The following is a 26,114-nucleotide window of genomic DNA, read 5'->3' on the forward strand; positions in this document are numbered from 1 at the left end:
CTCCTACGGGGGTGGTCGTCTGTGGGAGCGGGCTCTGCCCGCGAAGAAGTGAGTGCGGTGCATCAGCCGTACTGCGGCGAGGCTTTCGCGGCCGCTGACCGCTCCTACAGGGATGGTGTCGTCTGTAGGAGCGGGGGGGATCAGCCAGTGAAGCTGATATGCCCATCCACCAAGGTGTAACGCACGGCGCCCGGCAACGTGTGACCGAGGAACGGGCAGTTGGCGCCCTTGGACAGCCAGCGCTCGCCGGCCACCGTCGAGACGCCTTCATCGAACAGCACCAGATCCGCCGCCGCGCCCACCTGCAAGCGGCCTGCCGGCAAGCGCATGGCCTCGGCCGGGCCCTGGCCCAGGCGCGCGAGCAAGGTCGGCAGGTCGAGCAAGCCGTCCTGCACCAGGGTCAGGGCCAACGGCAATAGCAGCTCGACACTGCTGATACCCGGCTCGGTCGCACCGAACGGGGCCAGTTTGGCATCACGGTCGTGGGGCTGGTGATGGCTGGCAATGGCCTGCACCACGCCCTTCTTCACCGCCGCACGCAAGCCTTCCCGATCCGCCGCCGAGCGCAGCGGCGGTTGCACGTGATACAGGCTGGAAAACCCGGTCAGCGCCTCGTCGGTCAGGATCAATTGGTACAGCGCCACGTCCGCCGTGACCGGCAGGCCGCGGCCTTGGGCCTGTTCGATCAGCTCGACGCCGCGGGCGGTGGTCAATTGGCTGAAATGCGCACGCACGCCGCTCTGCTCGACCAGCAGCAGGTCGCGCGCCAGGGCGACGGTTTCCGCAGTGGCTGGAATACCCGCCAGGCCGAGGAAAGCGGCGGTGGGCCCATCGTGGGCGAGCCCGCCGGCGGACAGGTCGCGGTCCTGGGAATGGAAGATCACCGTCAGGTCGAACGTTGCGGCGTACTCAAGCGCACGACACAACGTCCGGTGGTTGCCGAAGCTGTTCAGGCCATTGCCGAAAGCAATGCAGCCGGCATCGCGCAAGGCAATCAGTTCCGCCAGTTGCTCGCCTTCCAGGCCCTTGCTCAGGGCACCGATCGGAAACACCTTGGCATGCCCGGCCTCGCGGGCGCGATCCAGGATCAGCTCGGCCACTGCCGAGGTATCGAGGATCGGCTTGGTCAGCGGCGGGCAGCACAGGCTGGTGACGCCACCGGCAGCTGCGGCCCGGGTTTCACTGGCGATGGTGCCCTTGCGGCTGTAGCCGGGCTCGCGCAGCGACACGCTGAGGTCGACCAGGCCGGGCGCGGCCACCAGGCCGCTGGCGTCCAGGCGCTGGCTGGCGGTGAAATCGGCGGGCGCATCGCCGATGGCCACGATTCGCCCCTGGCTGATATGCAGGTCGCTGATCTGGTCCAGACCACTGGCGGGGTCGATCACCCGTGCACCGATAATACTGAGGCTCACTGGACGCTCTCCTGCTCGAATTGACGCTGGGCCGTCTGCCCGCTCATGGCCATCGACAACACCGCCATGCGGACTGCGATGCCGTAGGTGACCTGGTTGAGAATTACCGAATGAGGTCCATCGGCGACGGCCGATTCGATCTCGACGCCACGGTTGATCGGCCCTGGGTGCATGACGATGGCGTCGGGCTTGGCACCGGCCAGACGCGCAGTGGTCAAGCCGTAGAGGCGATAGAACTCGCCTTCGCTGGGCAGCAGGCCACCGGTCATGCGTTCACGCTGCAGGCGCAGCATGATCACCACATCGACATCCTTGAGGCCCTGCTCCAGGTCGGTAAACACCTTGACGCCATACTGCTCGACGCCGATGGGCAACAGCGTCTTCGGACCGATCACACGGATGTCCGGGCAGCCCAGGGTCTTGAGGGCGATCATGTTCGAGCGCGCTACCCGCGAGTGCAGGATGTCGCCGACGATCGCTACCGACAGGTTCTCGAAGCCGCCTTTGTGCCGACGAATCGTGAGCATGTCGAGCATGCCCTGGGTCGGGTGGGCATGGCGGCCGTCGCCACCGTTGATGATGGCCACTTCCGGGCTGACGTGCTCGGCGATGAAGTGCGCGGCCCCGGAGTCGGCGTGGCGCACGACGAACATGTCGGCGGCCATCGCTTCGAGGTTGCGCAGGGTGTCGAACAGGGTTTCCCCCTTGCTGGTCGAGGAGGTCGACACGTTCAGGGTGATGACGTCGGCCGACAGGCGCTGGGCGGCGAGCTCGAAGGTGGTGCGCGTGCGCGTGGAGTTTTCGAAGAACACGTTGCACACGGTCTTGCCGCGCAGCAACGGGACTTTCTTGACCGCACGGGCGCCGACTTCAAGGAACGAATCGGCGGTGTCGAGCACTTCGGTCAGCAGTTCGCGGGACAAGCCGTCGAGGGAAAGAAAATGGCGTAGCTGGCCCTGGTCATTGAGCTGCAGCGGGCGCTTGGCGTCGATAGGCGTCATGGCGGGGGCTCTTAAAGGCTGGAGGCGGAAACGAGGTCCTGGCGCTCGAGGGCGAGCGGGGACGGGCCGAGCAATTTTACCCGTTCATGGGCAGCCAGCGACAGGGTGGCACCGACGATGTCGGGGCGAATCGGCAGCTCGCCGGCGTCCAGGTCGAGCAGGCACACCAGGGTCACGCTGGCAGGGCGGCCGTAGTCGAACAGTTCATTAAGGGCGGCGCGGACGGTGCGGCCACTCATCAGCACGTCGTCGATCAGCACCAGATGCTGGCCCTCGATCTCGAAGGGCAGGGCCGAGGGGCGCACTTGCGGGTGCAGGCCGTTCTGGCTGAAGTCGTCGCGGTAGAACGACACGTCCAGGGTGCCCAGCGCAGCCTTGCTGTCCATGGCTTGCAGCAACGCCTGAGCGACCCAGACACCGCCGCTGTGAATGCCGATGTAGCGCGGCTCGGCAATGGAGCGCCTGGCCAGATGGGCCTTGAGGTCGACAGCCATCGCGCCGATCAGCTCGGCCGGGTTGGGAAGGCTCATGTGTGCTCCTGTGGTTGAGATCGTCCGAAGAGAGGGGTGCGGTGTGACGCGGCCGTGCGGTATGCCTGGAAAAATGCCCCGAGGCCGGACGCGGCTTGCGCCGCACCTGTAGCAGCGGCGCAAGCCGCGTCGGCGGTCGTGCGGTGTATCTGGAAAAATGCGTCGAGGCCCGACGCGGCTTGCACCGCTGCTACAGGGGGGTGGGGTGCAGCTGCTGTCATCTTCAGCTGTTGCCACCCAGCGCATTCGCCTCCAGCCAGCCTTGCAGCAGCAGCTTGGCAGCGATGGCGTCGACCGGGTTGTCGCGGTAGCTGCCGCGCTGCCCGCCACGGGCCATGCGCTCGCCCTTGGCCTCGAAGGTGGTCAGCCGTTCATCGTGGGTGTGCACCGGGATGTTGAAGCGGCCGTTCAGGCGGCGGGCGAACTTTTCTGCCCGTTCGCTCATTTCGCTGGGGCTGCCGTCCATGTTCAGCGGCAGGCCGACGACGATGGCGTCCGGCTGCCATTCCTTGATCAGCGCTTCGACGCGGGTCCAGTCGGGCACGCCGTTCTGGGCCTTGAGGGTACACAGTTCACGGGCCTGGCCGGTGATCACCTGGCCAACCGCGAAGCCGATCTGCTTGGTGCCGTAATCCACGCCGAGCAGCAGTCTGGGTGCGCTCATCAGGCGTGGCCCGCCTGGCTGGTCAGCAGGCTGAGGTTAATGCCCAGGCGTGCCGCCGCCGCGCCGAGGCGCTGGTCGCTGTCGGTATTGAACAGGATGTCGGCATCGAAGGGGCAGGTCAGCCAGGCATTGTCGGCCAGTTCGGCTTCCAGCTGACCGGCCTCCCAGCCGGCGTAGCCCAAGGTGATCAGGCTTTGCTCGGGACCCGCGCCATCGGCGATGGCGAACAGGATGTCCTGGGAGGTGGACAGCGAGACCTCGCCCAGCTCGACCGTGGCCTGGAACACCGGGCCGCTGGGGTGCAGAACGAAGCCGCGGTCGGTCTGCACCGGCCCGCCGTTGTAGATGGGCACCTGCTGGCAGGAAGCCGGTGGTTCGGTGTCCGGCCGCAACTGCTCGAGTATGTCGGCCAGGTTCAGGTCCTGCAGGCGGTTGACCACCAGGCCCATCGCGCCATTGGGCGTGTGCTCGACGATGTAGGTCAAGGTATGGGCAAAATTGGGGTCCGCCATGTGCGGCATGGCGATCAGGAACTGGTTCCTGAGGTAGCTCGTTTCGAGGTTTTTCATGACCTGTAGTGTGGCGTCGGCCTGCCAGCCTGACAAGCTTGCAGGCGCAGTTTCATGTGTCTCAATTGCTCTGCAGGCGATCGCCCTTGGCGAAGCGCCAGGTACGGATGATCTCCAGGCGGTCGACGTCGGCCAGATCGCCGGTGAAGGGCGCGAACGGCGCGGCCAGGCGCACGATGCGCTGGGCCGCCTGATCGAGCAGCGGCTGGCCGGACGATTCGAGCACCAACACCTCGTAGAGCGAGCCGTCGCTGTTGATCGACACCATCAGCCGCAGGCTGCCGTAGATCTGCTGGCGGCGTGCCTCGTCGGGGTAATTGAGGTTGCCGATGCGTTCGACTTTCTTGCGCCAATCATCCTTGTACCAGGCACCCTTGTCGCGCATGGTCGAGGCCGCGCTCAAACGGTGGATGCGCGGACGCTTGGCGTAGGCCTGCTGCTCGTGGGACAGCTCGGCTTCCAGGCTGGCGATCTCGCTGGACAGCTGCGAGCTGTCGAATTCCGGGGTAGCGGCCTTTGGTTTGGGGTCGGGCTTGACCGGTGGCGGTCGTGCCTCGGTCTTCACCGGCCGGGGGGCCGTGGTGGCGATGGCCTTCTTCAGCGGTGCAGGCTCGGGCTGGGTGACCGGCTTGGGCGCAGGCGGTGGCGTCACCTTGTTGATCTTGCTGTCCTGGAAGGGCGCGACTTCAGTGGTCTTGGGCACGGCCTTCTTGTCCAGGGTGCCGCTGCCTTGCTGGTTGTCCTGGGCAAGAAAATCCGCATCCTTGGGCGCGGTCTGGCTCTTGAGCGGTGCCAGGGTCACTTCCAGGGTCTTGCTGATCTGGGTAGGCGGCTGCGTGCCGAAGCCCACGCCGACGATCAGGGCGACGTGCAGCAGCGCGGCGAGGAACAGGGTAAAACCCAGCCGATCCGCAGGGCGGGCGCCGATGCGGGTCAGTTCAGCAGGGAGGTCGGCGGGCAGCGTCATGAAGAATCCGGCAGGCGTGCAACCCGGGCGGCGATGCGCGCCCGGCAACTGAAAGGGCGTGCATCATAACCCGGAGCAGGGGCGTAGGGTCAGCGTGCCTTGAGCTTGCGATCGATGGCGTCCATCAATTGGCCGCCGATGTCGGTGCCGAATGCCGCGTCGATTTCGCGGATGCAGGTCGGGCTGGTGACGTTGATCTCGGTGAGGTGCTCGCCGATCACGTCCAGGCCGACGAACAACAGGCCCCGGGCGCGCAGCGACGGGCCGACCTGTTCGGCGATCCAGCGGTCCTTGTCGCTCAGCGGACGCGCTTCGCCACGCCCCCCGGCTGCCAGGTTGCCGCGAGTCTCGCCGCTGGCGGGAATACGCGCCAGGCAGTAGGGCACCGGCTCGCCGTCGATCATCAGGATGCGTTTGTCGCCGTCCTTGATCGCCGGCAGGTAGCGCTGCGCCATGATCTGCTGGGTCCCCATGGCCGTCAGCGTTTCGAGGATGACCGACAGGTTCGGATCGCCCACCCGATGGCGGAAGATCGAGGTGCCGCCCATGCCGTCCAGCGGCTTGAGAATGACGTCGCCATGTTCGGCGGCGAACTCGCGCAGGATGTCGGCCCGACGGCTGACCAGCGTGGGCGGGGTCAGTTGCGGGAACAGCGTGGCGAACATCTTCTCGTTGCAGTCGCGCAGGCTCTGCGGCTTGTTCACCACCAGTACGCCCGCGGCCTCGGCCTGTTCGAGCAGGTAGGTGCTGTAGACGAATTCGAGGTCGAAGGGTGGGTCCTTGCGCATCAGGATGACGTCGAGATCGGCCAGCGGCGCGTCGAATTCCGACTCGAACTCGAACCAGTGCTGCGGGTCGGCGAAGACCTTGAGCGGACGCATCCGCGCGCGGGCCTGACCCTGGCCTTGATACAGGTCCTGGATTTCCATATGGAACAGCGACCAACCGCGTGCCTGGGCCGCCAGCAGCATGGCCAGCGAGCTGTCCTTCTTGTAGGAGATGTTGGCGATCGGGTCCATGACAATGCCGAGGCGAACGCTCATGGGGTAGCTCCTGTACGCGGGACGTGCCGCTTGCGAATGGGTCTTGGAAAGTGGCGTCAGGGTGGCGCCGCATGGCCCGCAGGTCAAGGGGCAGCGGCCGATGGAACGCTGTTGGAGAGTGTGCTAAAAAGGCTCGGACTTCTTTATTGCCCGCGAAGGCGCCCGTCGGGGCAAGCGCACATCAGAGCCTCCATGAAAACGTCCGAAGCCTTCAAGATCATGGTGATCGACGACTCCAAGACGATTCGTCGCAGCGCCGAACTGTTGCTCGAACAGGCAGGCTGCCAAGTGATCACCGCACTCGATGGCTTCGATGCCCTGGCCAAGATCGTCGACGAACGTCCCGATATCATCTTCATTGATGTCATGATGCCGCGCCTGGATGGCTACCAGACCTGCGCGCTGCTCAAGAGCAACAGCGCCTTCAGCGCCATTCCGGTGGTGATGTTGTCGTCGCGCGATGGCCTGTTCGACAAGGCTCGCGGCCGCAGTGTCGGCTCGGATCAATTTTTGACCAAGCCCTTCAGCAAGCAAGAACTGCTCGCCGCGATCCGCACCCATGTGCCGGGTTTCGCCGCGTAGCGAACGTTGTCCAGCCCTGGCGCGTGCCAGGGCCTTTACCGCATGGGGAACAGCATGGCTCGAATCCTGATCGTCGATGATTCGCAGACGGAAACCTACAAACTCACCGGCATGCTGGAACGGCACGGTCATGAAGTGCTCAAGGCCCAGAACGGTGCCGATGGTGTGGCCCTGGCCCGCCAGGAGAAGCCCGACGCCGTCCTCATGGACATCGTCATGCCCGGCTTGAACGGCTTCCAGGCGACCCGCCAGTTGCACAAGGACGAAGAGACCGCGCACATTCCGGTGATCATGATCACCACCAAGGATCAGGAAACCGACAAGGTCTGGGGCACTCGCCAGGGGGCCAAGGGCTACCTGACCAAGCCGGTGGACGAGGACACCTTGATCCAGACGTTGAACACCGTCCTGGCCGGTTGACCCACGCCGATGCTGGAGTCACGCACCGCCTTCGACCTGCTGCTCGATATCGACCAGCGTTGTCGCCTGCTGGCCGCCGAACTGCCCTCGCAGGAACTGCGCCTGCAGACCTGGAGCGGCATCGGTTTTCGTCTGGCCGGGCACTGGTACGTCGCGCCCATGGGCGAGGTTGCCGAAGTGCTGCCCGAGCCACGCAGCACGCGGCTGCCGGGGGTCAGGCCTTGGGTCGTGGGCGTGTCGAACCTGCGCGGGCGGCTGTTGCCGGTCATCGACCTGGGCGGATTCTTCGGCCATGGCCTGTCGCCGCAGCGCAAACAGCACCGGGTGCTGGTGGTGGACCGAGCGGACATCTTCGTCGGCCTGCTGGTGGACGAGGTCGCCGGTCTGCAGCATTTCAGCTCGGCCAACCACCAGGCATCATTGCCCGAAATGGCGCTGGCTGCCGCCGCGCCGTTCCTGCAGGGCCACTTCCTGCGTGAACACCCCTGGTGCGTGTTCAGCCCGGCCCGGCTGGTACAGGCCCCCGCTTTCCTGGATGTAGCACTCTGAGCATGCCTATGCGTATCCGTACTTCCCCCAGCAGACTCGCCCTACACGGGCCCACATCATGACCAAGCGCTGGCCAGGCAACTCTCTGTTGGGCTCCCGAGCCGGCGCGCAGATCATCGGCCTGTTCGTGGCGTTGGTGATCTTCATCGTTCTGCTGTTCGCCAATTTCACCTACCTCAACACTCAATCCACCTACGACAAGCAGTACATCGGCCATGCCGGCGAATTGCGCGTGCTGTCGCAGCGCATCGCCAAGAACGCCACCGAGGCGGCGGCGGGCAAGGCTGCAGCGTTCAAGTTGCTGGCCGACGCGCGCAACGATTTCGAGCGCCGCTGGGGTTTTCTCAAGGAAGGCGACAGCGCCACCGGGCTGCCTGCGGCCCCCGCGGCGATGCGCGAACAGATGCGCTTGGTGCAGCGCGACTGGGACGAGCTGCGCCACAATTCCGATGCGATCCTGGCCAGCGAACAGACGGTGCTGTCGCTGCATCAGGTGGCCGCGACCCTGGCCGAAACCGTGCCGCAACTGCAGGTCGAGTACGACAAGGTCGTCGACACGCTGCTGCGCGGCGCCGCGCCAGCCAGCCAGGTTGCCGTGGCGCAGCGCCAGTCGTTGCTCGCCGAACGCATTCTGGGCGCCGTCAACACGGTGCTGTCCGGCGACGAAAGCGCGGCCCAGGCTGCAGAAAGCTTCGGCCGCGACGCCAACCGTTTCGGCCAGGTGCTGGGCGGCATGCTCGACGGCGATGCGCTGATCCGGGTGACCCAGGTACAAGATCCGGAGGCACGCGCGCGCTTGCGCGAGATCGCCGAGTTGTTCCAGTTCGTCTCGGGCAGTGTCGACGAGATCCTGGAAACCTCGCCCGAACTGTTTCAGGTGCGGGCCTCGGCCAGCAATATCTTCAATCAGTCGCAGAGCCTTCTGGAAGAAGCCTCGCGCCTGGCCAGCGGCTTCGAGAACCTGGCCAGCGGGCGTTCCGCTGGTACCGTCGGTGGCTATGTGCTGGGCCTGGCGGCGCTGGCTTCGATCATTCTGATCGCCCTGGTGATGGTGCGCGAAACCAAACGGCAACTGCGCCAGACCGCAGAGAAAAGCGAGCGCAACCAGGCGGCGATCATGCGCCTGCTCGATGAGATCGGTGGGTTGGCCGATGGCGACCTGACCGTGACCGCCTCGGTGACCGAGGAATTCACCGGTGCCATCGCCGATTCGATCAATCATTCCATCGACCAGTTGCGCGATCTGGTGGCCACCATCAACCTCACCGCCGAAGAGGTCGCTACGGCCGTGCAGGACACCCAGGCCACCGCCCACCAGTTGGCGCGGGCCTCGGGGCATCAGGCGCAGCAGATCAGTGACGCATCGGTGGCGATCAGCGACATGGCCCAGTCGATCGACCGGGTGTCGACCAACGCCTGGGAGTCGGCCAAGGTTGCGGATCGTTCGGTGACCATCGCCAACAAGGGCAGCGAGGTGGTGAACAACACCATCCAGGGCATGGACAACATTCGCGAGCAGATCCAGGACACCGCCAAGCGCCTCAAGCGGCTGGGCGAATCATCCCAGGAAATCGGCCACATCGTCAGCCTGATCGACGACATTGCCGACCAGACCAGCATCCTTGCCCTGAACGCGGCGATCCAGGCCTCCATGGCTGGCGAGGCCGGGCGTGGCTTTGCCGTGGTCGCGGACGAAGTGCAACGCCTGGCCGAGCGCTCGTCATCGGCTACCCGGCAGATCGAGACGCTGGTGCGGGCGATCCAGGCCGACACCAACGAGGCAGTGATCTCCATGGAACAGACCACGTTCGAAGTGGTGCGCGGTGCGCGCCTGGCTCACGACGCCGGGATCGCCCTGGAAGAGATCGAGGGCGTGTCGCAGGATCTGGCCGAGCTGATCCAGGTGATTTCCAGCGCTGCCCAGCAGCAGACCAGTTCGGCAGGACAGATCTCGCACACCATGTCGGTGATCCAGCAGATCACCGAGCAGACCTCTTCAGGCTCCAGTGCAACGGCTGAAAGCATCGGCAATCTGGCGCAGATGGCCAGCGAGATGCGCCGTTCGGTGTCCGGTTTCACCTTGCCGGCGCCCAGTGCCGATGCAACTGCGGAGTGATCATGGCTGAACGGCACGAATACGTACTTCCCGCGTTGTGCGAGGAGTTGCTCAAGGTCAAGGAGCAGCTGGACCTGTTCGTGCGCGGTGGTCGCGAGTACACCCAGGAGTTGAACGGCCTGACGGCATCGTTGCGACAGATTGCCGATGCCCTGGCTGTGCTCGGTTTCGGCCAGCCGCGCAAGGTCATCATCGACCAGTTGGCGGTGATCCAGAGCCTGGTGCAGGGGACCCGCGAGCCCAACGATGCCGTGTTGATGGACGTCGCCGGGGCACTGCTCTATGTCGAAGCCACGCTGGCGGGCATGGCGGGACCCAGCGATACGCCGGGGCGCGATGAGCAGCAGACGTCCAGCACCGACCTGGTGCAGATTCGCCAACTGGTGATGCGCGAAACCCGCTTCGGCCTGCAGGAGGCCAGGGACATACTGGCCGATTCCAGCGACGGCCGCTGGGACCGGCAACGGCTGCGCACCTTGGTGCCGCTGCTCACCCAGCTGCGCGGTGCGCTGGTCATGCTGCCGTTGCCCAGGGCCGCCGCGGTGCTGCAAGGCTGCAATGACGCCGTTCAAGCGCACCTGTTGGACGAGCCGACGGCATCGGTACCTGTGCCCCTGGAGCAGGTGACGGCTGCACTCGCGGCGGTCGAGCATTACCTGCAGCGCACCAGCGAAGCACCGCAGCTTGCCCATGAGAGCCTGCTGGCGGTGGCCGAGGCTGGCCTGGCAGCGGCTGCGCCAACAGACCCACACGGCGAGGCGCATGCCGCGACGGGCCCGGAGCCCGACCCCGTGGATACCCAATTGCTGGAGATCTTCCACAGCGAGGCCTTGAGCCACCTGAGCGCCGTGGAGCGATTTCTCGCCCTGGACGAGCAGGGCAACGACGTCGCCGTCACCGACGAATTGCAGCGTGCCCTGCACACGCTCAAGGGCAGCGCGCTGGTGGCCGGTGTCACGCCGCTGGCCGAACTGGCCACGGCCTTCGACGTCATGGCCCGCGAGCTGCGTGCCCACCGGCTGCCGTTCCAGGCCCGAACGCTGGGCCTGCTGGGCGATGCCCACTATCTGATGCGGCAGAAGCTGCTGCAATTGCCTGCGCAGCCGCTGACGCCCATTCCCGGTGCCGGCGAGCTGATCCGGCAGGTACAGGAACACACCACCGAACGCCTGCAGGGCGTACAGACGCTGGGCGATGCCCGGCAGGTCCAGGCGCCGCAACTGATCGAGCGGTTGCTCGACGAGGGCATGGATATCCTGCTCGATGCCGAGCGCTTGCTGCAGCGCTGGCAACAGACGCCGGCCAGCCGTGTGGAGTTGCCACGGCTGCTCGACCAGCTGACCCTGCTGGGCGAACAGGCGCAACTGACGGACGTGCAGGCGCTCGACGAGCTGTGCGAGGCGCTGCTCGATCTGTATGGCGCGGTCGAAGAAAGCAGCCTGAGTGTCAGCACGGATTTTTTCCAGCAGGCCGAACAGGCCCAGGAGGCCATGATCGGCATGCTCGATCAATTGGCGGCCGGCCAAGAGGTCAAGGCCCAGCCCACTCACGTGCGTGCCCTGCGGGCACTGCTGCAGGGTGCCCTGGCCCCGCACGCCATGGGTGTGGTGCAACGCGAAGGCGGCGCGGTGATCGATCTTGCCCTGCTTGGCAACGTCGCTGCGGCAGATGCCGACGATGAAGGGTCATTCACCGAGGAATCCATCGAGCAGACCCAGCGGCGCTGGCTGAGCGAACCCGGCTACGAAGGGGCATCTCGGCACTCGTCGCATCCAGGCCCGCTGGAGCCTGGAATCGATCAGGTGGACGACGCCGACGGTGAATTGCTGGGTATCTTCATCGAAGAGGGATTGGACATCGTCGAGAGCGCAGGCGCGGCACTGGTGCGCTGGCAGGCCGAACCGGGCAACCATCTCGAAGCGGAAAACCTGCTGCGCGACCTGCACACGCTCAAGGGCGGCGCCAGGATGGTGGAGATCGGTCCGCTGGGCGACCTGGCCCACGAGCTGGAATCGGTGTACGAGCGCATCTCCCAGGGGCAGTTGCAGGCCTCCAGCCAACTGTTTGGCTTGCTGCACAAGGGTCACGACCGCCTGGCCCAGATGCTCGACGCGGTCCGCTCGCGGCAGGCGTTGCCGGCCGCCGGAAAGCTGATTGCCGCGATCGCCGAATTCGCCGCGGGCAGTGAGCCAGCCGGGCACGCCGGGCCAGCTGCTTCGGCCAAGCCCGCAGTTGCCGAACCGGTGGCCGCCGAACGTGGTCCCGTCGATGTGATCAAGGTCGGCGCCGAGCTGCTCGATGAATTGGGCAACCTGGCGGGGGAAACTGCAATCTTTCGCGGACGCATCGAGCAGCAGGTCAATGACGCCCAGGCGGCGCTGCAGGAAATGGAAACCACTATCGAGCGCATGCGCGATCAGCTGCGCCGCCTCGATACCGAAACCCAAGGCCGCATCCTCAGCCGTCAGCAGGTCGATGGTCAGGCTTACGAAGACTTCGACCCACTGGAAATGGACCGTCATTCACACCTGCAGCAGCTGTCGAGGGCCCTGTTCGAGTCGGCCTCGGACCTGCTCGATCTGAAGGAAACCCTGGCCGGCCGCAACCTGGAAGCACAGACGTTGCTGCAGCAACAGGCGCGCGTCGACAGCCAGTTGCAGGAGGGCTTGATGCGCACGCGCATGGTGCCGTTCGAGCGCCTGCTGCCGCGCCTGCAGCGTGTAGTGCGCCAGGTGGCCGAAGCGCTGGGCAAGGAGGTCGAGTTCGAAGTCAGCCAGGCCCAGGGCGAGATGGACCGCAGCGTGCTGGAACGCATGATCGCGCCGCTCGAACACATGCTGCGCAATGCCGTCGATCATGGCCTGGAGCCGCTCGAGCAGCGCCTGGCCGCCGGCAAGCCTGCGGCGGGGCACATTCGCCTGGCACTGCTTCACCAAGGCGGCGACATCGTCATCGAAATGAGTGACGACGGTGCCGGGGTGCCCCTGCAAGCGGTGCGCGCCAAGGCCATCAAGCGTGGTTTGCTGGATCCGCACAGCGACCTCAGCGACCACGACGTGCTGCAGTTCATCCTCCAGCCTGGCTTCTCCACCGCCACCAAGGTGACGCAGATCTCCGGCCGGGGCCTGGGCATGGACGTGGTCCACGAAGAGGTCAAGCAGCTGGGCGGCGCCATGAGTATCGACTCGCGGCCGGGGCAAGGTGCGCGGTTCCAGATTCGCCTGCCGTTCACCGTGTCGGTCAACCGCGCCCTGATGGTGCAGTGTGGCGAAGAGCAGTATGCAATTCCCCTGAACAGCATCGAGGGGATCGTGCGGGTCATGCCAGGCGAGCTGCACGATGCCTATCAGTCTGCCCCACCGCGCTACGGCTACGCCGGGCGGGTGTATGACCTGCGCTACCTGGGCACCCTGCTGCACGGCCTCGCCGTCCCCTCGCTGACGGCGCAGAGCCAACCGTTGCCCGTGCTGCTGGTGCGCGCGTTCGATCAGCAGGTGGCGGTGCAGGTCGATGCCTTGGCCGGCTCCCGCGAAATCGTGGTGAAAAGCCTGGGAAGCCAGTTCGCGGCCGTGCCGGGCCTGGGCGGCGCGACCATCCTGGGCGATGGCAGCGTGGTGCTGATCCTCGACCTGCTGGCTCAGCTGCGGGCCCGTCAGGGTGTGGCCGTGGCTCGCGCCGGTTATCAGCACGGCGCGCAGGTACGGCGCCTGCAAGTCCTGGTGGTCGACGACTCGGTGACCGTGCGCAAGGTCACCAGTCGCTTGCTCGAGCGTCATGGCATGCAGGTGCTGACCGCCAAGGACGGGGTCGACGCCATGGCGCTGTTGCAGGAACACAGCCCCGATATTCTCCTGTTGGACATCGAGATGCCGCGCATGGACGGTTTCGAGGTCGCCCGGCGCATCCGCCAGCATCCCACGCTCAAGGACCTTCCCATCATCATGATCACCTCACGTACGGGGCAAAAGCATCGCGAGCGGGCGATGGCCATTGGCGTCAACGAGTACCTGGGCAAGCCTTATCAGGAGAGCCAGTTGCTGGAATGCATCGAACGCTGGGGCCAGGTCCATGCTTGATCGGGCGATCGGCCGCCGCGACAGCCTTACCGCGCTGGTGCTGCCCCTGGCCGATCGAAGCCTGTTGCTGCCCAACGTGGCGGTGGCCGAGCTGATCGACTATCTGCCCGGTGAACCGGTGCTCGGCGCCGCGCGCTGGCACCTGGGAATGATCGAGTGGCGCAACCTGCGCCTGCCGCTGGTCAGCTTCGAAGCGGCCAGCGGCGGCGAAGCGGTGATCGGCGAGCGCGCCCGTATCGTCGTGCTCAATGCACTGGGTGAAACCTCGACGCGTTTCATTGCCGTACTGATCCAGCACGTGCCTCGCTCGTGCCGGGTCGACAGCCAGCTCAGCTACGTTGACGTGCCGCTCAAGCCGCTGGAAATGGCGGCGGTGCAGGTCGGCGAAACCGTAGCGCGGGTGCCGGACCTCACAGCCTTGGAAAACCTGCTGCACAGCGCGGTGTAGACACCTTGTCACGTAATCGTTGCAGGGCTTTACAGCCGTCGGCCTGACCGGCACTCTGGCGTTGCCTTTGCTGCAGGGACCTCGTAATGCTCGACCGCACTTTTCTCGCCTTTGCCTTCTGTGCTGCGCTGCTCAGTGGCAGCCCCGTGCGCGCCGAGGTCCCGGCAGGCTATTCGATGGTCTTGCTGACCGAAAACTTCCCACCCTACAACATGGCCAGCAACGACAAGAACTTCGCCCAGGAAGAGAACATCCGCGGCATCGCAGCGGAACTCGTGCGCGAAATGTTCCGCCGGGCGGACATCCCCTACAGCATGACCCTGCGGTTTCCCTGGGACCGTATCTACAAGCTGGCCCTGAGCAATGCCGGCTATGGGGTGTTCGTCACCGCGCGCCTGCCCGAGCGCGAACAGGCCTTCAAATGGGTTGGCCCACTGGGTCCGGATGACTGGATCATGCTGGCCCGTGCGGACAGCCCGATCACCCTGGAGACCCTCGACCAGGCCCGACCCTACCGGATCGGCGCCTACAAGGGCGATGCCATTGCGCAGAGCCTTGCCGAGCGCGACATGCGCCCGATCGTCGCCCTGCGCGACCAGGACAACGCACGCAAGTTGCTGGATGGCCAGATCGACCTGTGGGCCACGGGCGATCCGGCTGGCCGCTATCTGGCACGTCTGGAAGGGATCAACGGGCTCAAGACCGTGCTGCGCTTCAACAGCGCCGAGCTGTTTCTGGCGCTGAACAAGGACACACCGCAGGCAGTGGTCGAGCGTCTGCAACGATCACTCGATGAGATGCGCCGCGACGGTTTCGTCGATCGGGTATTCGCCGACTATCTATGAGACACGGCACTCCATGAAACAGGGCGATGGCGAATCAGTGGTAGATCCCGCCCTTGCCATGGGCGGCCGTGGCGCGATTGCCGCGCTCGCCGATCATCTGCCGGACCGGTATCCACTCCACTCCCCTGGCCTTCAAGCGCGGTAGTTCGCGCTCCAGCACTTCCAGGGTCTGTGGATAGGGGTGTCCGATGATCACCACCGTGCCCTGTTTGTGTGCCAAGGCAATGGCTTTTTCGAGCTGGCCAGCGATGGCCTCGACGGTGCGCGTGTCATCCAGGAAGACGTCCCGGGAGAGGCTGGCCAGGCCGATGCCCTGGGCTTTGGCGGCGGCCACGGTGGCGGCGCTGGTGCGGCTGTCGACGAAGAACATGCCGTGCTGCTGCAGCTCGTTCATCAACAGGGCCATGGCCTCGGGCTGCGAGGTCATGCGGCTGCCTTCGTGGTTGTTCAAACCGGCGGCATACGGCACGGCGCGCAGCGCGGCCTGCAGGCGAGCGAGTAGCTCACTGGCAGGCATGTCGGGTCGCCAGGCGAACGGGCCGGTCGCAGGATCCATGGGCATGTGCACCATCACGGTCTTCCCGGCCTTGTGCGCCTGGCGGGCAAAGTCTGCGGCGTGTGGCGTGTCGGGCATGATTGCCAGCGTCACTGGGCCGGGCAGAGCCAGGGTGCGGCTGTCGCGAGCCGGGGACTGGCCCAGGTCATCGATGATCAGGCTCAGGTACGCCGGCCCGGCGAAGGCCGGGCCGGCAGTCAGCAACAGCACGGCCAGCAACAGGATGCGGCGCATGTCAGTTGCCGCGCGTCACGCTCAGGCCCTTGAGCAGGCTGAGCGCCTGGCTGATCTGGAAGTCGTCGTCCTGTGGCCGGGCCTTGCGGGCGCCGATCACCGGCTTGCCCGAAGGTCGATCGGCGCCGCCGTTGCCGTTACCCAGATGACCCTGCAGGTCGGCTTCCTTGAAGCTTTCGGTGTCGGCATCGCGGGTGACCTTGCCCTGACGTACCTCAACATCCGGGATGATGCCCTGGGCCTGGATCGAGCGGCCATTGGGCGTGTAGTACAAGGCCGTGGTGATCTTCAGGGCACGATCGTTGTTGAGCGGCAGCACGGTCTGCACCGAGCCCTTGCCGAAGCTGTCGGTGCCCATGAGGATGCCGCGCTTGTGGTCCTGCAGTGCGCCGGCGACGATTTCTGCCGCCGAGGCGCTGCCGCCGTTGATCAGTACCACCAAAGGCACCCGTTCGCTGGCATCGGCAGGGTCTGCCGAGAAGCGCAGTTCCGAGTTGGCGATGCGGCCCTTGGTGTAGACGATCAAGCCCTTGGTGAGGAAGTGGTCGGCCACCTCCACGGCGCTTTGCAGTACGCCGCCGGGGTTGTTGCGCAGGTCCAGAATCAGGCCCTTGAGCTTGCCGTTGTTGTCCTTGCGCAGCTTTGCCAGGGCCTTGCCGACTTCTTCGCCGGTTTTCACCTGGAACTGGGTGATGCGCAAATAGCCATAACCGTTTTCCAGCAACTGCGCCTTGACGCTCTTGACCTGGATAGTGGCGCGGGCCAGGGTCACGTCGAACGGCGTACCGCCGTCGCGCACCAGGGTCAGGGTAATCTTCTCGCCGAGCTTGCCGCGCATCAGGTCGACGGCTTCGGTCATGCTCAGGCCCTGGGTGGGCTGGTTGTTGATCTTGACGATCAGGTCGCCGGCTTCGATGCCGGCCTTGGAGGCTGGCGTGTCGTCGATGGGCGATACCACCTTGATCATGCCGTTCTCGCTGCCCACCTCGATACCCAGGCCGCCGAACTCGCCACTGGTGCTTTCCTGCAGCTCCTGGAAGTCCTCGGGGCCCAGGTAGGCAGAGTGGGGGTCGAGGTTGCTGAGCATGCCCTTGATGGCATTCTCCAGCAGCGTCTTGTCATCCACAGGCTCGACATAGGCCGCCTTGATGCGGTCCATCACCTCGGCGAAGGTCCGCAGCTCGTCCAGCGGCAACGGTGCGGCGGCCGGAGCCGAGCCGACCGACCGGGCAGGCTGGGGAGCCAGATCGGCGGCGATCACTGCCGGGGCAGCACAGGCCACGGCGATCGTCAGGGCCAGCGAGGTAAGGCGGGACAGATGCGGCATGTCTAACAGACTCCTGATACGGGTTCGCGCCTTTGAGGGCTGCTTTTGAACGACTGCGCCAGTCAGCCTCGACACCATTGCGAGGGGTCGGTCGGCTTGCCTTGCTGGCGTATTGCAAAATACAGCGCTGGCGTGCTTTGCCCGCCGCTGGTACCTACGGTGGCGATGGCATCACCAGGCTTGACCACGTCACCGGCCGATTTGAGCAGGGTCTGGTTGTGCCCGTACAGGGTGAGGTAGCCATTGCCATGGTCGAGAATGACCAGAAGCCCGGCGCCGCGCAACCAGTCGGCGAACACCACGCGGCCACCGTGCACCGCATGCACCTGGCTGCCGGCCGATGCGCTGATCATGACCCCGTCCCATTTGGTGCGGACATCGTCGCCGCGGGTTTCCCCGAAACGTGCCAACAGTCGACCATCGACAGGCCATGGAAGTTTTCCCCGCGCCGAAGCAAATGCACCACCGAAGCTTTCGCCGCTGCTCGACACCAGCGGGCCGCTCGGTGCGCGAGGGGCCTGTGGTGCGGGTGCTGGCGCTTCTCGGGTGGCGGCCGCCTGCGCTTCGCGCTGGCGACGGTTTTCAGCCTCCTGGGCGGCCAGCAGGGCCTTCTGCCGCGCTTCCTCGGCTTCGCGAGCCTGGCGTGCCAGGGTTTCCTCGATGGTCTTGAGCACCTTGGCCAGGTCTTCCTGGTCCTGCTGACGCGTCTGCAGCTTCTGATCGCCTTGCTTGTACTGATCGTTGAGCTTGGCCAGGGCGACCTGACGCTCCTTGCGCACCTTGTCGAGGTCTTCGCGCTGGCTGTCCAGATTGCCTTGCTGCACCAGCAACTGCGCCTGCTGCAGATTGATGTCCTTTTCCACACCCGCCAGCTTGTGCAAGGTCTGGTTGAAGTTCTTCAACTGTTCCAGGCGCGCCTGGCTCAGATAATCGTAATAAGTCAGGGTGCGGGCGAACTTCTCCGGATTCTGCTGATTGAGCAGCAGTTTCAGGTATTCCTGGCGCCCGCTCTGATAGGCCGCGCGGGCCTGGATGGCAATGAGACGTTGCTGTTCGACGCGGGCGGCCTGGAGCTTGGCTTTCTCGCCTTGCAGACGCTCCAGTTCGCCCTCAGTCTTTTTTAGTTCTTTCTGCAGGGCCTCCACCTGCTTTTCCAGCTTGCCCATCTCGGTTTCGGTGGTGCGCAGCTCCTTCTGCACCCCGGAGCGTTCCGCCTGCAACTTGCCAAGGGTTTTCTGCAGCTCGGCGATGTCCTTGCGGGTGGCGTCGATCTGCTGCTGGGTTTGCGCGCGCTCGTCGGCGAAGGCCGGGCCGAGCAGGCATGTCAGGGTCAGGAACATCAGGGCGCGGAGCATGGGTCAGCCTTGTACCAGGATCGAGGTGCCGGTCATCTCTTCGGGCTTGGGCAGGCCCATGAGCCAGAGCATGGTGGGCGCCACGTCGGCCAACACGCCGCCGGCGCGTACCTTGACGTCACGCTGGCCGACGTAGATGAACGGCACCGGCTCGGTGGTGTGCGCGGTATGCGCCTGGCCGGTGCAGACGTCTTCCATCTGCTCGCAGTTGCCGTGGTCGGCGGTGATCAACGCTTCGCCGCCGACCTTGTCGAGTGCCGCAGCGATGCGACCCACGCACGTGTCCAGGCACTCGACCGCCTTGATGGCTGCAGCCATGATGCCGCTGTGGCCGACCATGTCGCCGTTGGCGTAGTTGACCACGATGACGTCATAGCGCTGCTGCTCGATGGCTTCGACGATGCGGTCGGTCACTTCCGGCGCGCTCATCTCGGGCTGCAGGTCGTAGGTCGCCACCTTGGGCGAGGGCACCAGGATGCGCTCTTCGCCAGGGAACTCTTCTTCACGGCCACCGGAGAAGAAGAACGTCACGTGGGCGTACTTTTCGGTTTCGGCGATGCGCAGCTGGGTCTTGCCGTTCTTGGCCAGGTATTCGCCCAGCACGTTGGTCAGGCCGGTGGCAGCAAAGGCCGCCGGTGCCGGGATCTTTGCCGAATACTGGGTCAGGCCCACGTAGCCGGCCAGTTTGGGCTGGCGATTGCGCGGGAAATCGTGGAAATCGTCTTCGACGAATACGCGGCTGAGCTCGCGCGCACGGTCGGCGCGGAAATTCATGAAGATCATGGCATCGCCATCTTCGACGCGAACCGGCTCGCCGACCGTGGTGGCCTTGACGAATTCGTCGCTCTCGCCGCGCTCGTAGGCGGCCTGCAGGCCTTGCACGGCAGTGGCCGCGTGGAATTCGGAGGCAGCATCGACGATCAGGTTGTAGGCCGCGCTGACGCGCTCCCAGCGGTTGTCGCGATCCATGGCGAAGTAGCGGCCGATCAGGCTGGCGGTGCGCCCACGGCCAAGGCGGGCGAACGTGGCATCCATCAGTTCCAGCGAGGCCTGGGCGCTCTTGGGCGGGGTGTCGCGGCCGTCGAGGAAGGCGTGCAGGTAGATCTTCTGAGCACCGCGCCCCGCGGCCAGTTCGGCCATGGCCACCAGGTGATCCTGGTGGCTGTGCACGCCACCGTCCGACAGCAGGCCCATGAAGTGCACCGCCTTGCCGGCGGCCACGGCCTTGTCCACGGCTGCACAGATCGTGGGGTTGGTGAAGAACTCGCCGTCGCGGATGGCCTTGGTCACGCGAGTGAAATCCTGGTACACCACACGCCCGGCCCCCAGGTTCATGTGGCCGACTTCCGAATTGCCCATTTGCCCGTCGGGCAGCCCGACATCCATGCCCGACCCCGAGATCAAGCCATTGGGCTGGCGTGCCATGAGGGCATCGAGCACCGGCTTGCGAGCCGAATAGACCGCGTTGTACTCGTGGTTTTCACTGTGACCGAAACCATCGAGGATGATCAGGACCAAGGGTTTGGGCGTGGCTGTCATGGATCCCACTCGCTATGTCAGAAGAGCATTCAGGAGAAGCCCGGCATTTTAGGGCATTGCGGGCCTGCGTGACGAATCATGGCGGTTTATTTCACCGCGGGTGCAAGAACAACAAGCACAGACCCGCAATCAGGCCGAGCGGTTCCGTCCGGCGGGCTTTGGCCGGACTTGGCGGCTGTGTATACTGGCCGACATTTTAACGCCCTGGAACCCGCTGATGGTCGCTCACCTGATTGAATTCGCCACAAATCACTATCTGCTCGTGACCGCGTTCGTGGTCCTGCTGGTCATGCTGATCATGCTGGAAATGAGCAAGGGCGCCAAAAGCCTCAGCCCCCGCGAGCTGACTGCGCTGGTCAACAGCGACCAAGGCGTGGTCGTGGATATCCGCAACAAGAAGGACTACGCCGCGGGCCACATCGTCGGCGCGCTGAGCATTCCCCAGGACAAGCTGGCCAGCCGCGTCGGCGAGCTGGAAAAATACAAGGGCAAGACCCTGATCGTGGTCGATGCCATCGGCCAGCACGCCGGCACTGCCTGCGCCGAGCTGGTCAAGGCCGGCCACACCGCCGCCAAGCTGGCCGGTGGCGTCTCGAGCTGGCGCGCCGACAACCTGCCTGTGGTGAAGTGACATGAAGCCGATCCTCGTCTACTCCAGCGACTATTGCCCCTACTGCTCGCGCGCCAAGTACCTGCTGGAAAGCAAGAAGGCGCCGTTCACCGAGATCAAGGTCGACGGCAAGCCCGAGCTGCGCCGCGAGATGGCCGCCAAGGCTGGCCGTACGTCGGTGCCCCAGATCTGGATCGGCGAGTTGCACGTCGGCGGCTGCGACGACCTGTTCGCCCTCGAGCGCGCCGGCAAGCTGGACGCGTTGCTGGGGGCCTGATCGGTCCCCTTACCCCCACACCTCTGAAGATCACAAGGATCTGCGATGACCGACCAAGCGAACAATGGCGCTGCTGCCGCCGAAAACGAACCGCAGTTCTCGCTGCAGCGCATCTACGTGCGTGACCTGTCGTTCGAGGCGCCGAAAAGCCCGGCGATCTTCCGCCAGCAGTGGGAACCCAGCGTTTCCCTGGACCTGAACACTCGTCAGAAAGGCCTGGAAGGGGACTTCCACGAGGTCGTGCTGACCCTGTCGGTCACGGTCAAGAACGGTGAAGAAGTCGCGTTCATCGCCGAAGTGCAACAGGCCGGTATCTTTCTGATCAAGGGCCTGGACGAGGGTTCGATGAGCCACACCCTGGGTGCGTTCTGCCCCAACATCCTGTTCCCGTATGCCCGCGAGACCCTGGACAGCCTGGTGACCCGCGGCTCGTTCCCGGCGCTGATGCTGGCTCCGGTGAACTTCGACATGCTCTATGCCCAGGAACTGCAGCGCATGCAGGAATCGGGCGAAGCGCCTGCGCCTCAGTAAGCGTTGGCTTGCAGTGAACGAAAAGCGCCTTTCGGGGCGCTTTTTCGTAGGTGCGTGGTGCCCATTTCGCGAGCCCTCTGCCCGCGAAGAGGCCCTCAAGCCTTACTCGAACCCCAGCTGCCGCCAAGCCTCATACACCGCCACGGCCACCGTGTTCGACAGGTTCAAACTGCGGCAGCCTTCGCGCATCGGCAGGCGCAGCTTGTGCTGGCTGTCCAGCGCGTCCAGCACCTCGGCCGGCAGCCCACGGCTTTCCGGACCGAACAGGAACGCGTCGCCCTTCTGGAAGCTGGCATCATGGAACGGTCGCGAGCCCTTCGTGGTGAAGGCGAAAACCCGTGGCTGCCCCAGGCTTTCCAGGCAACTGGCCAGGTCGGCGTGGCGCTGCAGGGTGGCGTACTCATGGTAATCGAGGCCGGCGCGGCGCAGGCGCTTGTCGTCCAGCTCGAAGCCGATCGGCTCGATGAGGTGCAAGGCGCAGCCGCTGTTGGCGCACAGCCTGATAATGTTGCCCGTATTGGGCGGAATCTCTGGTTGAAAAAGGATCACGTGAAACATGCGCGGCACCGAACTGAAGGACGGGCAGCATTCTACTCCTGATCCGAGCGAGCGTTCGCAACTGTGGCCACGGGTGTTGGGCTCGCTGGCGATCATTGGCTTGCTGGTCGGACTGATGATCGGTCGCCTGACCAATCCCGAGCCTGCCCGCTTGGACAACATCGAAGTGCACCGCGACCAGTTGGTGCTGTGGTTCAACGATGAGCCGCGGTTGCATGGCGAGGTGGTGGAAGGAACGGTGGCGATGCTGTTCGACGCCACCGGCGCTCCGGCCAGCGGGCGGTTGCTGGTGGGCGGCAAGCCGGTGACCTGGCGCATTCAGCGCAGTGATCAGGGGTTGTTGTTGACGGTGGTGGCAGCGCGTCCGTTGCAGATGCAATGGCGCGCGGTGCAGCTCGATGGACGCTGGCAAACCACCGTCGAGCTGCGCGAGCAATAAAAGAGGGGACCCCAGCCTGCCTGTACCGGGGCCCCCCAAGCGGGGATGAAATACCCGACCTTGCAGCCGGGCGTTTCGATGTAAAGAAGGGGAGTCCCGGCCTGCCTGTACCAAGGTCCCCAAAACAGTTGTTCGGTATTCCAGCTTTTGGCTGGAGTCGCGGTGTAAAGAGGGAATCCCCGGCCTGCCTGTACCGAGGTTCCCGAAACTGGGTAATGGTTAGTACATTGCAGCGTGCGTGCCAGTTTTGTTGCAGAAGCTTTCTGAACGCCAAAAACGTTTTGTCTTGGAATCTATCTGATTGGAATGTAAGGGAAAATTATTTTTATCGGATAACAGTCTTTTAGCTTATTGAAACGGACGAGGTTTTATCCGAGCAATAAGCGATGTTCGCTAGCGCATCGTGTGGGTGCACTGCACAAGGCGAATGCACAAAAGCGGAGAGTTTCTTCAAACCCCCTGTAGCAGCGGCGCAAGCCGCGTCGGCGGTACGTGCGGTGCATCAGACCCAGCGCGGTGAGGCCGGACGCGGCTGGCGCCGCTGCTACAGGGATCGGGTATGCCGTGGGGGTGTGTGCTGGGCATCTGACGTACCCCTGTAGCAGCGGCGCAAGCCGCGTCGGCGGTATGTGCGGTGCGTCTGCCCCAGCGCGGTGAGGCCGGACGCGGCTGGCGCCGCTGCTACAGGGATCGGGTATGCCCGTGGTGGTGTGCGGAACCTCAGGCTTCTTCGACTTCGTCTTCGTCGGCGCCGTCGACCTTCATGCCCAGCTCCTTGATCTTGCGCGTCAGGGTATTGCGACCCCAGCCCAGCAGCACGGCCGCGTCACGACGACGCCCGGCGGTATGCTTCAGGGCGGTCTCGATCATGATCCGCTCGAAGCTGGGCACGGCGCTGTCGAGCAGGCTCGATTGCCCGCGTGCCAGCGCCTGGTCGGCCCATTGGCGCAACGCCTGCTCCCAGTTGGTCACCGGTGCCGCGTCCTGCGGCAGGCTCAGCAGCTCGGGCGGCAAATCGCCGGTGTGCACTTCGCGACCCGAGGCCATCACCGTGATCCAGCGGCAGGTATTCTCCAGCTGACGCACGTTGCCGGGCCACGGCAGGTTCTTCAGGTAGTCCTCGGTCTCGCTCTTGAGCAGCTTGGGCTCGACCGCCAGCTCCTGGGCGGCGCGGCTGAGAAAGTGTCGGGCCAGGGTCGGGATGTCTTCGCGACGGTCCGACAGGCGCGGAATGTGGATGCGAATCACATTGAGGCGATGGAACAAGTCCTCGCGGAACTTGCCGGCGTGCACCAGGGTTTCCAGATTCTGGTGGGTGGCGGCAATGATGCGCACGTCGACCTTGACCGGTATGTGCCCGCCGACGCGGTAGAACTCGCCATCGGCCAGCACGCGCAGCAGGCGCGTCTGGGTGTCGGCCGGCATGTCGCCGATTTCGTCGAGGAACAGTGTGCCGCCGTCGGCCTGTTCGAAGCGGCCTCGGCGCAGGTTGGCAGCGCCGGTGAAGGCGCCTTTTTCATGGCCGAACAGCTCCGACTCCATCAGGTCCTTGGGAATCGCCGCCATGTTCAGCGCAATGAACGGCGACGCGGCCCGCGGGCTGTGCCGATGCAGGGCGTGGGCGACCAGCTCCTTGCCGGTGCCCGACTCGCCATTGATCAACACGGTGATGTTGGAGTGGCTGAGGCGGCCGATGGCGCGGAAGACTTCCTGCATGGCCGGTGCTTCGCCGATGATCTCGGGCGTGCGGGTAAGAGCCGGTACTTCGGTCAGGCCTTGCTGTTCCTGGGCGTGCTGGTTGGCACGCTTGACCAGCGACACTGCCTCGTCGACGTCGAACGGCTTGGGCAGGTACTCGAACGCGCCGCCCTGGTAGGAAGCGACCGCGCTGTCCAGGTCCGAGTGCGCGGTCATGATGATCACCGGCAGGCGTGGATGCTGTTCGCGAATGCGCGCCAGCAGGTCCAGGCCACTGGCGCCGGGCATGCGGATGTCGGAGATGATCACGTCGGGCTGCTGGCGTGCCAGTCGGCTCATGACACCATCGGCGCTGTCGAAGCTCTGGGTGGTCATGCCTTCTTGCTGCAGGGCCTTTTCCAGTACCCAGCGGATGGAACGGTCGTCATCGACGATCCAGACAGTTTCACTACGGCTCATGACGAAGCGGCTCCTTGTTCCAGCGGCAGGAAGATCGAAAAGGTGGTGTGGCCGGGGTGGCTTTCACACTCGATCAAGCCCTGGTGCTGACTGATGATGTTCTGGGTAATGGCCAACCCCAGGCCGGTGCCGTCGGGACGGCCACTGACCATGGGGTAGAAGATGGTTTCCTGCAGTTGCGCAGGAATGCCCGGACCGTTGTCGGTGATCTCGATCTTGCTGACCAGGCGATGCCGCACATGGCCGATGGTGAACTGGCGCATGGCGCGGGTGCGCAGGCTGATGCGTCCCAGGCGTAGCTCGTTCTGGCCGCTGATCGCCTGCATGGCATTGCGCACGATATTGAGCACGGCCTGGATCATCTGCTCGCGGTCGATCAATACATCCGGAATGCTCGGGTCGTAGTCGCGCACCAGAGTGATGCAGCCCTGGCTTTCGGCCTCGACCAGGTTGGCCACGCGCTCAAGCACCTCGTGGATATTGGTCATGGCCAGCAAAGGCAGCTTGTTCGAACCGAGCATGCGGTCGACCAGATTACGCAGGCGGTCGGCTTCCTCGATGATGACGTTGGTGTAGTCCTTGAGGCTTTCCTCGGGCAGCTCGCGCGCCAGCAATTGAGCCGCGCCACGGATGCCACCCAGCGGATTCTTGATCTCGTGGGCCAGGCCGCGCACCAGCATCTTGGTGGTCTCCTGCTTGGACAGCTGGGCCTCTTCCTTGGTGATGCGCAGCAGACGATCGCGCGGATGCACTTCGAGCAGCAGCCAGGTGGCGCCGTTGCTGAGGATCGGCGTCACTGCGTAGTCGACCGTCAGCGTCTGCCCGGCCAGCGCGGTCAGCATCGCTTCGCGCTTGGTGAAGGGGTGAGCCTGTTCGACTGCCTGGCGCAGGGAGTTGAGGGCTTCGGTGGATTCGGTGAACAACTCGCTGATGAACTGACCATGGCTGCGTTGGCCACTGATCGCCAGCAGCATCTCGGCTGCGGGATTCATGTACTCAAGGCGCAGGTCGGCATTGAGCAGAATGGTGGCAGTGGTGAGGTTGTCGAGTAACAGTCGGTGCAGGGCATCGCTGATGGTCATGGGGACAGGTGACCTCTTTTGGCACAGGGCGCCCGTGGCAGCGCCCGGGTTCGCGCGCGAAACAAACTCGCTGGTGCAGGGAAAATGCAAGAACCAAACCAAGGCTCCGAAAAGAAGCGCGGATCCTGCAAATGGGTACCATTAGTGCTTCGCAGCAGGGGATCGTCGGTCTGTGAAATGCCATGGCGACCCAAAATGGCACGGCATGCCTGGCAATGACCAGCATA

At 64.8% G+C, this 26,114-nt stretch carries 25 protein-coding genes; 11 read left to right on the forward strand and 14 right to left on the reverse strand.

Translation table 11 applies throughout. The annotated features are described in order from the left end of the window. Nucleotides 1-140: 140 nt before the first annotated feature. From IFU31_RS09890 to gshB, 7 genes are all read right to left on the reverse strand, one after another. Nucleotides 141-1,412 (reverse strand): dihydroorotase, encoded by a 1,272-nt coding sequence (locus tag IFU31_RS09890; protein ID WP_192102825.1) that lies wholly within the window; start codon nt 1,410-1,412, stop codon nt 141-143. Beyond that, complete coding sequence (locus IFU31_RS09895) at nt 1,409-2,413, reverse strand: aspartate carbamoyltransferase catalytic subunit (RefSeq protein ID WP_122480505.1); 1,005 nt, start codon at nt 2,411-2,413, stop codon at nt 1,409-1,411. Before IFU31_RS09895 ends, IFU31_RS09890 begins: the two co-directional genes overlap by 4 nt. A gap of 11 nt (nt 2,414-2,424) precedes the next feature. Further along, nucleotides 2,425-2,943 (reverse strand): bifunctional pyr operon transcriptional regulator/uracil phosphoribosyltransferase PyrR, encoded by a 519-nt coding sequence (pyrR, locus tag IFU31_RS09900; RefSeq protein ID WP_122480504.1) that lies wholly within the window; start codon nt 2,941-2,943, stop codon nt 2,425-2,427. A 223-nt stretch (nt 2,944-3,166) separates the two neighbouring features. Beyond that, nucleotides 3,167-3,607: a Holliday junction resolvase RuvX gene (gene ruvX / locus IFU31_RS09905; RefSeq protein WP_122480503.1), complete on the reverse strand. Its 441-nt coding sequence runs from the start codon at nt 3,605-3,607 to the stop codon at nt 3,167-3,169. Further along, nucleotides 3,607-4,176, reverse strand: coding sequence for a YqgE/AlgH family protein (locus tag IFU31_RS09910; protein WP_122480502.1), 570 nt, complete (start codon nt 4,174-4,176; stop codon nt 3,607-3,609). The genes ruvX and IFU31_RS09910 overlap by 1 nt, the downstream gene beginning before the upstream one ends. Before the next feature lie 61 nt (nt 4,177-4,237). Next, nucleotides 4,238-5,143 (reverse strand): energy transducer TonB, encoded by a 906-nt coding sequence (locus IFU31_RS09915; protein ID WP_192102826.1) that lies wholly within the window; start codon nt 5,141-5,143, stop codon nt 4,238-4,240. Nucleotides 5,144-5,232: 89 nt separating this feature from the next. After that, a complete protein-coding gene (gene gshB, locus IFU31_RS09920; protein ID WP_122795940.1) occupies nt 5,233-6,186 on the reverse strand; it encodes a glutathione synthase in 954 nt (317 codons plus the stop codon). A gap of 192 nt (nt 6,187-6,378) precedes the next feature. Between gshB and IFU31_RS09925 the strand changes: the two genes are divergently transcribed. The 7 genes from IFU31_RS09925 to IFU31_RS09955 all read left to right on the forward strand — a co-directional run bounded on the left by IFU31_RS09925 (nt 6,379) and on the right by IFU31_RS09955 (nt 15,222). After that, nucleotides 6,379-6,768 (forward strand): response regulator, encoded by a 390-nt coding sequence (locus tag IFU31_RS09925; RefSeq protein WP_122714517.1) that lies wholly within the window; start codon nt 6,379-6,381, stop codon nt 6,766-6,768. A 54-nt stretch (nt 6,769-6,822) separates the two neighbouring features. Continuing rightward, on the forward strand, nt 6,823-7,188 hold the full coding sequence (gene pilH, locus IFU31_RS09930; RefSeq protein ID WP_122480669.1) for a twitching motility response regulator PilH: 366 nt from the start codon (nt 6,823-6,825) through the stop codon (nt 7,186-7,188). A 9-nt stretch (nt 7,189-7,197) separates the two neighbouring features. Then, the gene (locus IFU31_RS09935) at nt 7,198-7,737 is read left to right on the forward strand and encodes a chemotaxis protein CheW (protein WP_185794914.1); all 540 of its coding nucleotides are present in this window, start codon (nt 7,198-7,200) and stop codon (nt 7,735-7,737) included. Between the two features lie 58 nt (nt 7,738-7,795). Further along, the gene (locus IFU31_RS09940) at nt 7,796-9,853 is read left to right on the forward strand and encodes a methyl-accepting chemotaxis protein (protein ID WP_192102827.1); all 2,058 of its coding nucleotides are present in this window, start codon (nt 7,796-7,798) and stop codon (nt 9,851-9,853) included. A gap of 2 nt (nt 9,854-9,855) precedes the next feature. Beyond that, complete coding sequence (locus IFU31_RS09945; protein ID WP_192102828.1) at nt 9,856-13,929, forward strand: response regulator; 4,074 nt, start codon at nt 9,856-9,858, stop codon at nt 13,927-13,929. Beyond that, entirely contained in the window at nt 13,922-14,377 is a 456-nt protein-coding gene (locus tag IFU31_RS09950) for a chemotaxis protein CheW (RefSeq protein WP_122714520.1), read from the forward strand. The genes IFU31_RS09945 and IFU31_RS09950 overlap by 8 nt, the downstream gene beginning before the upstream one ends. Nucleotides 14,378-14,463: 86 nt before the next feature. After that, nucleotides 14,464-15,222, forward strand: coding sequence for a substrate-binding periplasmic protein (locus tag IFU31_RS09955; RefSeq protein WP_192055856.1), 759 nt, complete (start codon nt 14,464-14,466; stop codon nt 15,220-15,222). A gap of 34 nt (nt 15,223-15,256) precedes the next feature. Here the strand turns inward: IFU31_RS09955 and IFU31_RS09960 are convergent, their stop codons facing one another. The 4 genes from IFU31_RS09960 to gpmI form a co-directional block, all read right to left on the reverse strand. Beyond that, complete coding sequence (locus IFU31_RS09960; RefSeq protein ID WP_192102829.1) at nt 15,257-16,012, reverse strand: divergent polysaccharide deacetylase family protein; 756 nt, start codon at nt 16,010-16,012, stop codon at nt 15,257-15,259. Between the two features lies 1 nt (nt 16,013). Beyond that, nucleotides 16,014-17,339, reverse strand: a complete 1,326-nt coding sequence (locus tag IFU31_RS09965) for a S41 family peptidase (RefSeq protein WP_192102830.1) — start codon at nt 17,337-17,339, stop codon at nt 16,014-16,016. 62 nt (nt 17,340-17,401) lie between these two features. Next, nucleotides 17,402-18,694, reverse strand: coding sequence for a murein hydrolase activator EnvC family protein (locus IFU31_RS09970; protein WP_192102831.1), 1,293 nt, complete (start codon nt 18,692-18,694; stop codon nt 17,402-17,404). A 3-nt stretch (nt 18,695-18,697) separates the two neighbouring features. Beyond that, a complete protein-coding gene (gene gpmI / locus IFU31_RS09975; RefSeq protein ID WP_122480490.1) occupies nt 18,698-20,233 on the reverse strand; it encodes a 2,3-bisphosphoglycerate-independent phosphoglycerate mutase in 1,536 nt (511 codons plus the stop codon). A gap of 217 nt (nt 20,234-20,450) precedes the next feature. Here gpmI and IFU31_RS09980 point away from each other — a divergent pair, with 217 nt between their 5' ends. The 3 genes from IFU31_RS09980 to secB are packed head-to-tail and all read left to right on the forward strand — an operon-like array spanning nt 20,451 to nt 21,651. Beyond that, nucleotides 20,451-20,864: a rhodanese-like domain-containing protein gene (locus IFU31_RS09980; RefSeq protein ID WP_122480489.1), complete on the forward strand. Its 414-nt coding sequence runs from the start codon at nt 20,451-20,453 to the stop codon at nt 20,862-20,864. Between the two features lies 1 nt (nt 20,865). Further along, the gene (grxC, locus tag IFU31_RS09985; protein ID WP_122480488.1) at nt 20,866-21,120 is read left to right on the forward strand and encodes a glutaredoxin 3; all 255 of its coding nucleotides are present in this window, start codon (nt 20,866-20,868) and stop codon (nt 21,118-21,120) included. 45 nt (nt 21,121-21,165) lie between these two features. Beyond that, nucleotides 21,166-21,651, forward strand: coding sequence for a protein-export chaperone SecB (gene secB / locus IFU31_RS09990; protein ID WP_122480487.1), 486 nt, complete (start codon nt 21,166-21,168; stop codon nt 21,649-21,651). A 102-nt stretch (nt 21,652-21,753) separates the two neighbouring features. On the opposite strand, the gene trmL is transcribed toward secB, so the two are convergent. Continuing rightward, the gene (gene trmL / locus IFU31_RS09995; protein ID WP_122480486.1) at nt 21,754-22,209 is read right to left on the reverse strand and encodes a tRNA (uridine(34)/cytosine(34)/5-carboxymethylaminomethyluridine(34)-2'-O)-methyltransferase TrmL; all 456 of its coding nucleotides are present in this window, start codon (nt 22,207-22,209) and stop codon (nt 21,754-21,756) included. Between trmL and IFU31_RS10000 the strand changes: the two genes are divergently transcribed. Next, nucleotides 22,208-22,648 (forward strand): hypothetical protein, encoded by a 441-nt coding sequence (locus IFU31_RS10000; RefSeq protein ID WP_192102832.1) that lies wholly within the window; start codon nt 22,208-22,210, stop codon nt 22,646-22,648. The two genes, trmL and IFU31_RS10000, sit on opposite strands and share 2 nt — an antisense overlap. Nucleotides 22,649-23,368: 720 nt before the next feature. On the opposite strand, the gene ntrC is transcribed toward IFU31_RS10000, so the two are convergent. Both ntrC and glnL read right to left on the reverse strand, forming a co-directional pair. After that, nucleotides 23,369-24,805 (reverse strand): nitrogen regulation protein NR(I), encoded by a 1,437-nt coding sequence (gene ntrC, locus IFU31_RS10005; protein WP_122480484.1) that lies wholly within the window; start codon nt 24,803-24,805, stop codon nt 23,369-23,371. Continuing rightward, on the reverse strand, nt 24,802-25,887 hold the full coding sequence (glnL, locus tag IFU31_RS10010) for a nitrogen regulation protein NR(II) (protein WP_122480483.1): 1,086 nt from the start codon (nt 25,885-25,887) through the stop codon (nt 24,802-24,804). Before glnL ends, ntrC begins: the two co-directional genes overlap by 4 nt. Nucleotides 25,888-26,114: the final 227 nt, after the last annotated feature.

The organism is Pseudomonas sp. CFBP 13602 (assembly GCF_014842725.1).
Classification (GTDB): Bacteria; Pseudomonadota; Gammaproteobacteria; order Pseudomonadales; family Pseudomonadaceae; genus Aquipseudomonas; species Aquipseudomonas baltica.

Coding starts and splice junctions, on each gene's coding strand:
- IFU31_RS09895 (WP_122480505.1), bottom strand. CDS start 2,413: ATGACGCCTATCGACGCCAAGCGCCCGCTGCAGCTCAATGACCAGGGC.
- pyrR (WP_122480504.1), bottom strand. CDS start 2,943: ATGAGCCTTCCCAACCCGGCCGAGCTGATCGGCGCGATGGCTGTCGAC.
- ruvX (WP_122480503.1), bottom strand. CDS start 3,607: ATGAGCGCACCCAGACTGCTGCTCGGCGTGGATTACGGCACCAAGCAG.
- IFU31_RS09910 (WP_122480502.1), bottom strand. CDS start 4,176: ATGAAAAACCTCGAAACGAGCTACCTCAGGAACCAGTTCCTGATCGCC.
- IFU31_RS09915 (WP_192102826.1), bottom strand. CDS start 5,143: ATGACGCTGCCCGCCGACCTCCCTGCTGAACTGACCCGCATCGGCGCC.
- gshB (WP_122795940.1), bottom strand. CDS start 6,186: ATGAGCGTTCGCCTCGGCATTGTCATGGACCCGATCGCCAACATCTCC.
- IFU31_RS09925 (WP_122714517.1), top strand. CDS start 6,379: ATGAAAACGTCCGAAGCCTTCAAGATCATGGTGATCGACGACTCCAAG.
- pilH (WP_122480669.1), top strand. CDS start 6,823: ATGGCTCGAATCCTGATCGTCGATGATTCGCAGACGGAAACCTACAAA.
- IFU31_RS09935 (WP_185794914.1), top strand. CDS start 7,198: ATGCTGGAGTCACGCACCGCCTTCGACCTGCTGCTCGATATCGACCAG.
- IFU31_RS09940 (WP_192102827.1), top strand. CDS start 7,796: ATGACCAAGCGCTGGCCAGGCAACTCTCTGTTGGGCTCCCGAGCCGGC.
- IFU31_RS09945 (WP_192102828.1), top strand. CDS start 9,856: ATGGCTGAACGGCACGAATACGTACTTCCCGCGTTGTGCGAGGAGTTG.
- IFU31_RS09950 (WP_122714520.1), top strand. CDS start 13,922: ATGCTTGATCGGGCGATCGGCCGCCGCGACAGCCTTACCGCGCTGGTG.
- IFU31_RS09955 (WP_192055856.1), top strand. CDS start 14,464: ATGCTCGACCGCACTTTTCTCGCCTTTGCCTTCTGTGCTGCGCTGCTC.
- IFU31_RS09960 (WP_192102829.1), bottom strand. CDS start 16,012: ATGCGCCGCATCCTGTTGCTGGCCGTGCTGTTGCTGACTGCCGGCCCG.
- IFU31_RS09965 (WP_192102830.1), bottom strand. CDS start 17,339: ATGCCGCATCTGTCCCGCCTTACCTCGCTGGCCCTGACGATCGCCGTG.
- IFU31_RS09970 (WP_192102831.1), bottom strand. CDS start 18,694: ATGCTCCGCGCCCTGATGTTCCTGACCCTGACATGCCTGCTCGGCCCG.
- gpmI (WP_122480490.1), bottom strand. CDS start 20,233: ATGACAGCCACGCCCAAACCCTTGGTCCTGATCATCCTCGATGGTTTC.
- IFU31_RS09980 (WP_122480489.1), top strand. CDS start 20,451: ATGGTCGCTCACCTGATTGAATTCGCCACAAATCACTATCTGCTCGTG.
- grxC (WP_122480488.1), top strand. CDS start 20,866: ATGAAGCCGATCCTCGTCTACTCCAGCGACTATTGCCCCTACTGCTCG.
- secB (WP_122480487.1), top strand. CDS start 21,166: ATGACCGACCAAGCGAACAATGGCGCTGCTGCCGCCGAAAACGAACCG.
- IFU31_RS10000 (WP_192102832.1), top strand. CDS start 22,208: ATGCGCGGCACCGAACTGAAGGACGGGCAGCATTCTACTCCTGATCCG.
- trmL (WP_122480486.1), bottom strand. CDS start 22,209: ATGTTTCACGTGATCCTTTTTCAACCAGAGATTCCGCCCAATACGGGC.
- ntrC (WP_122480484.1), bottom strand. CDS start 24,805: ATGAGCCGTAGTGAAACTGTCTGGATCGTCGATGACGACCGTTCCATC.
- glnL (WP_122480483.1), bottom strand. CDS start 25,887: ATGACCATCAGCGATGCCCTGCACCGACTGTTACTCGACAACCTCACC.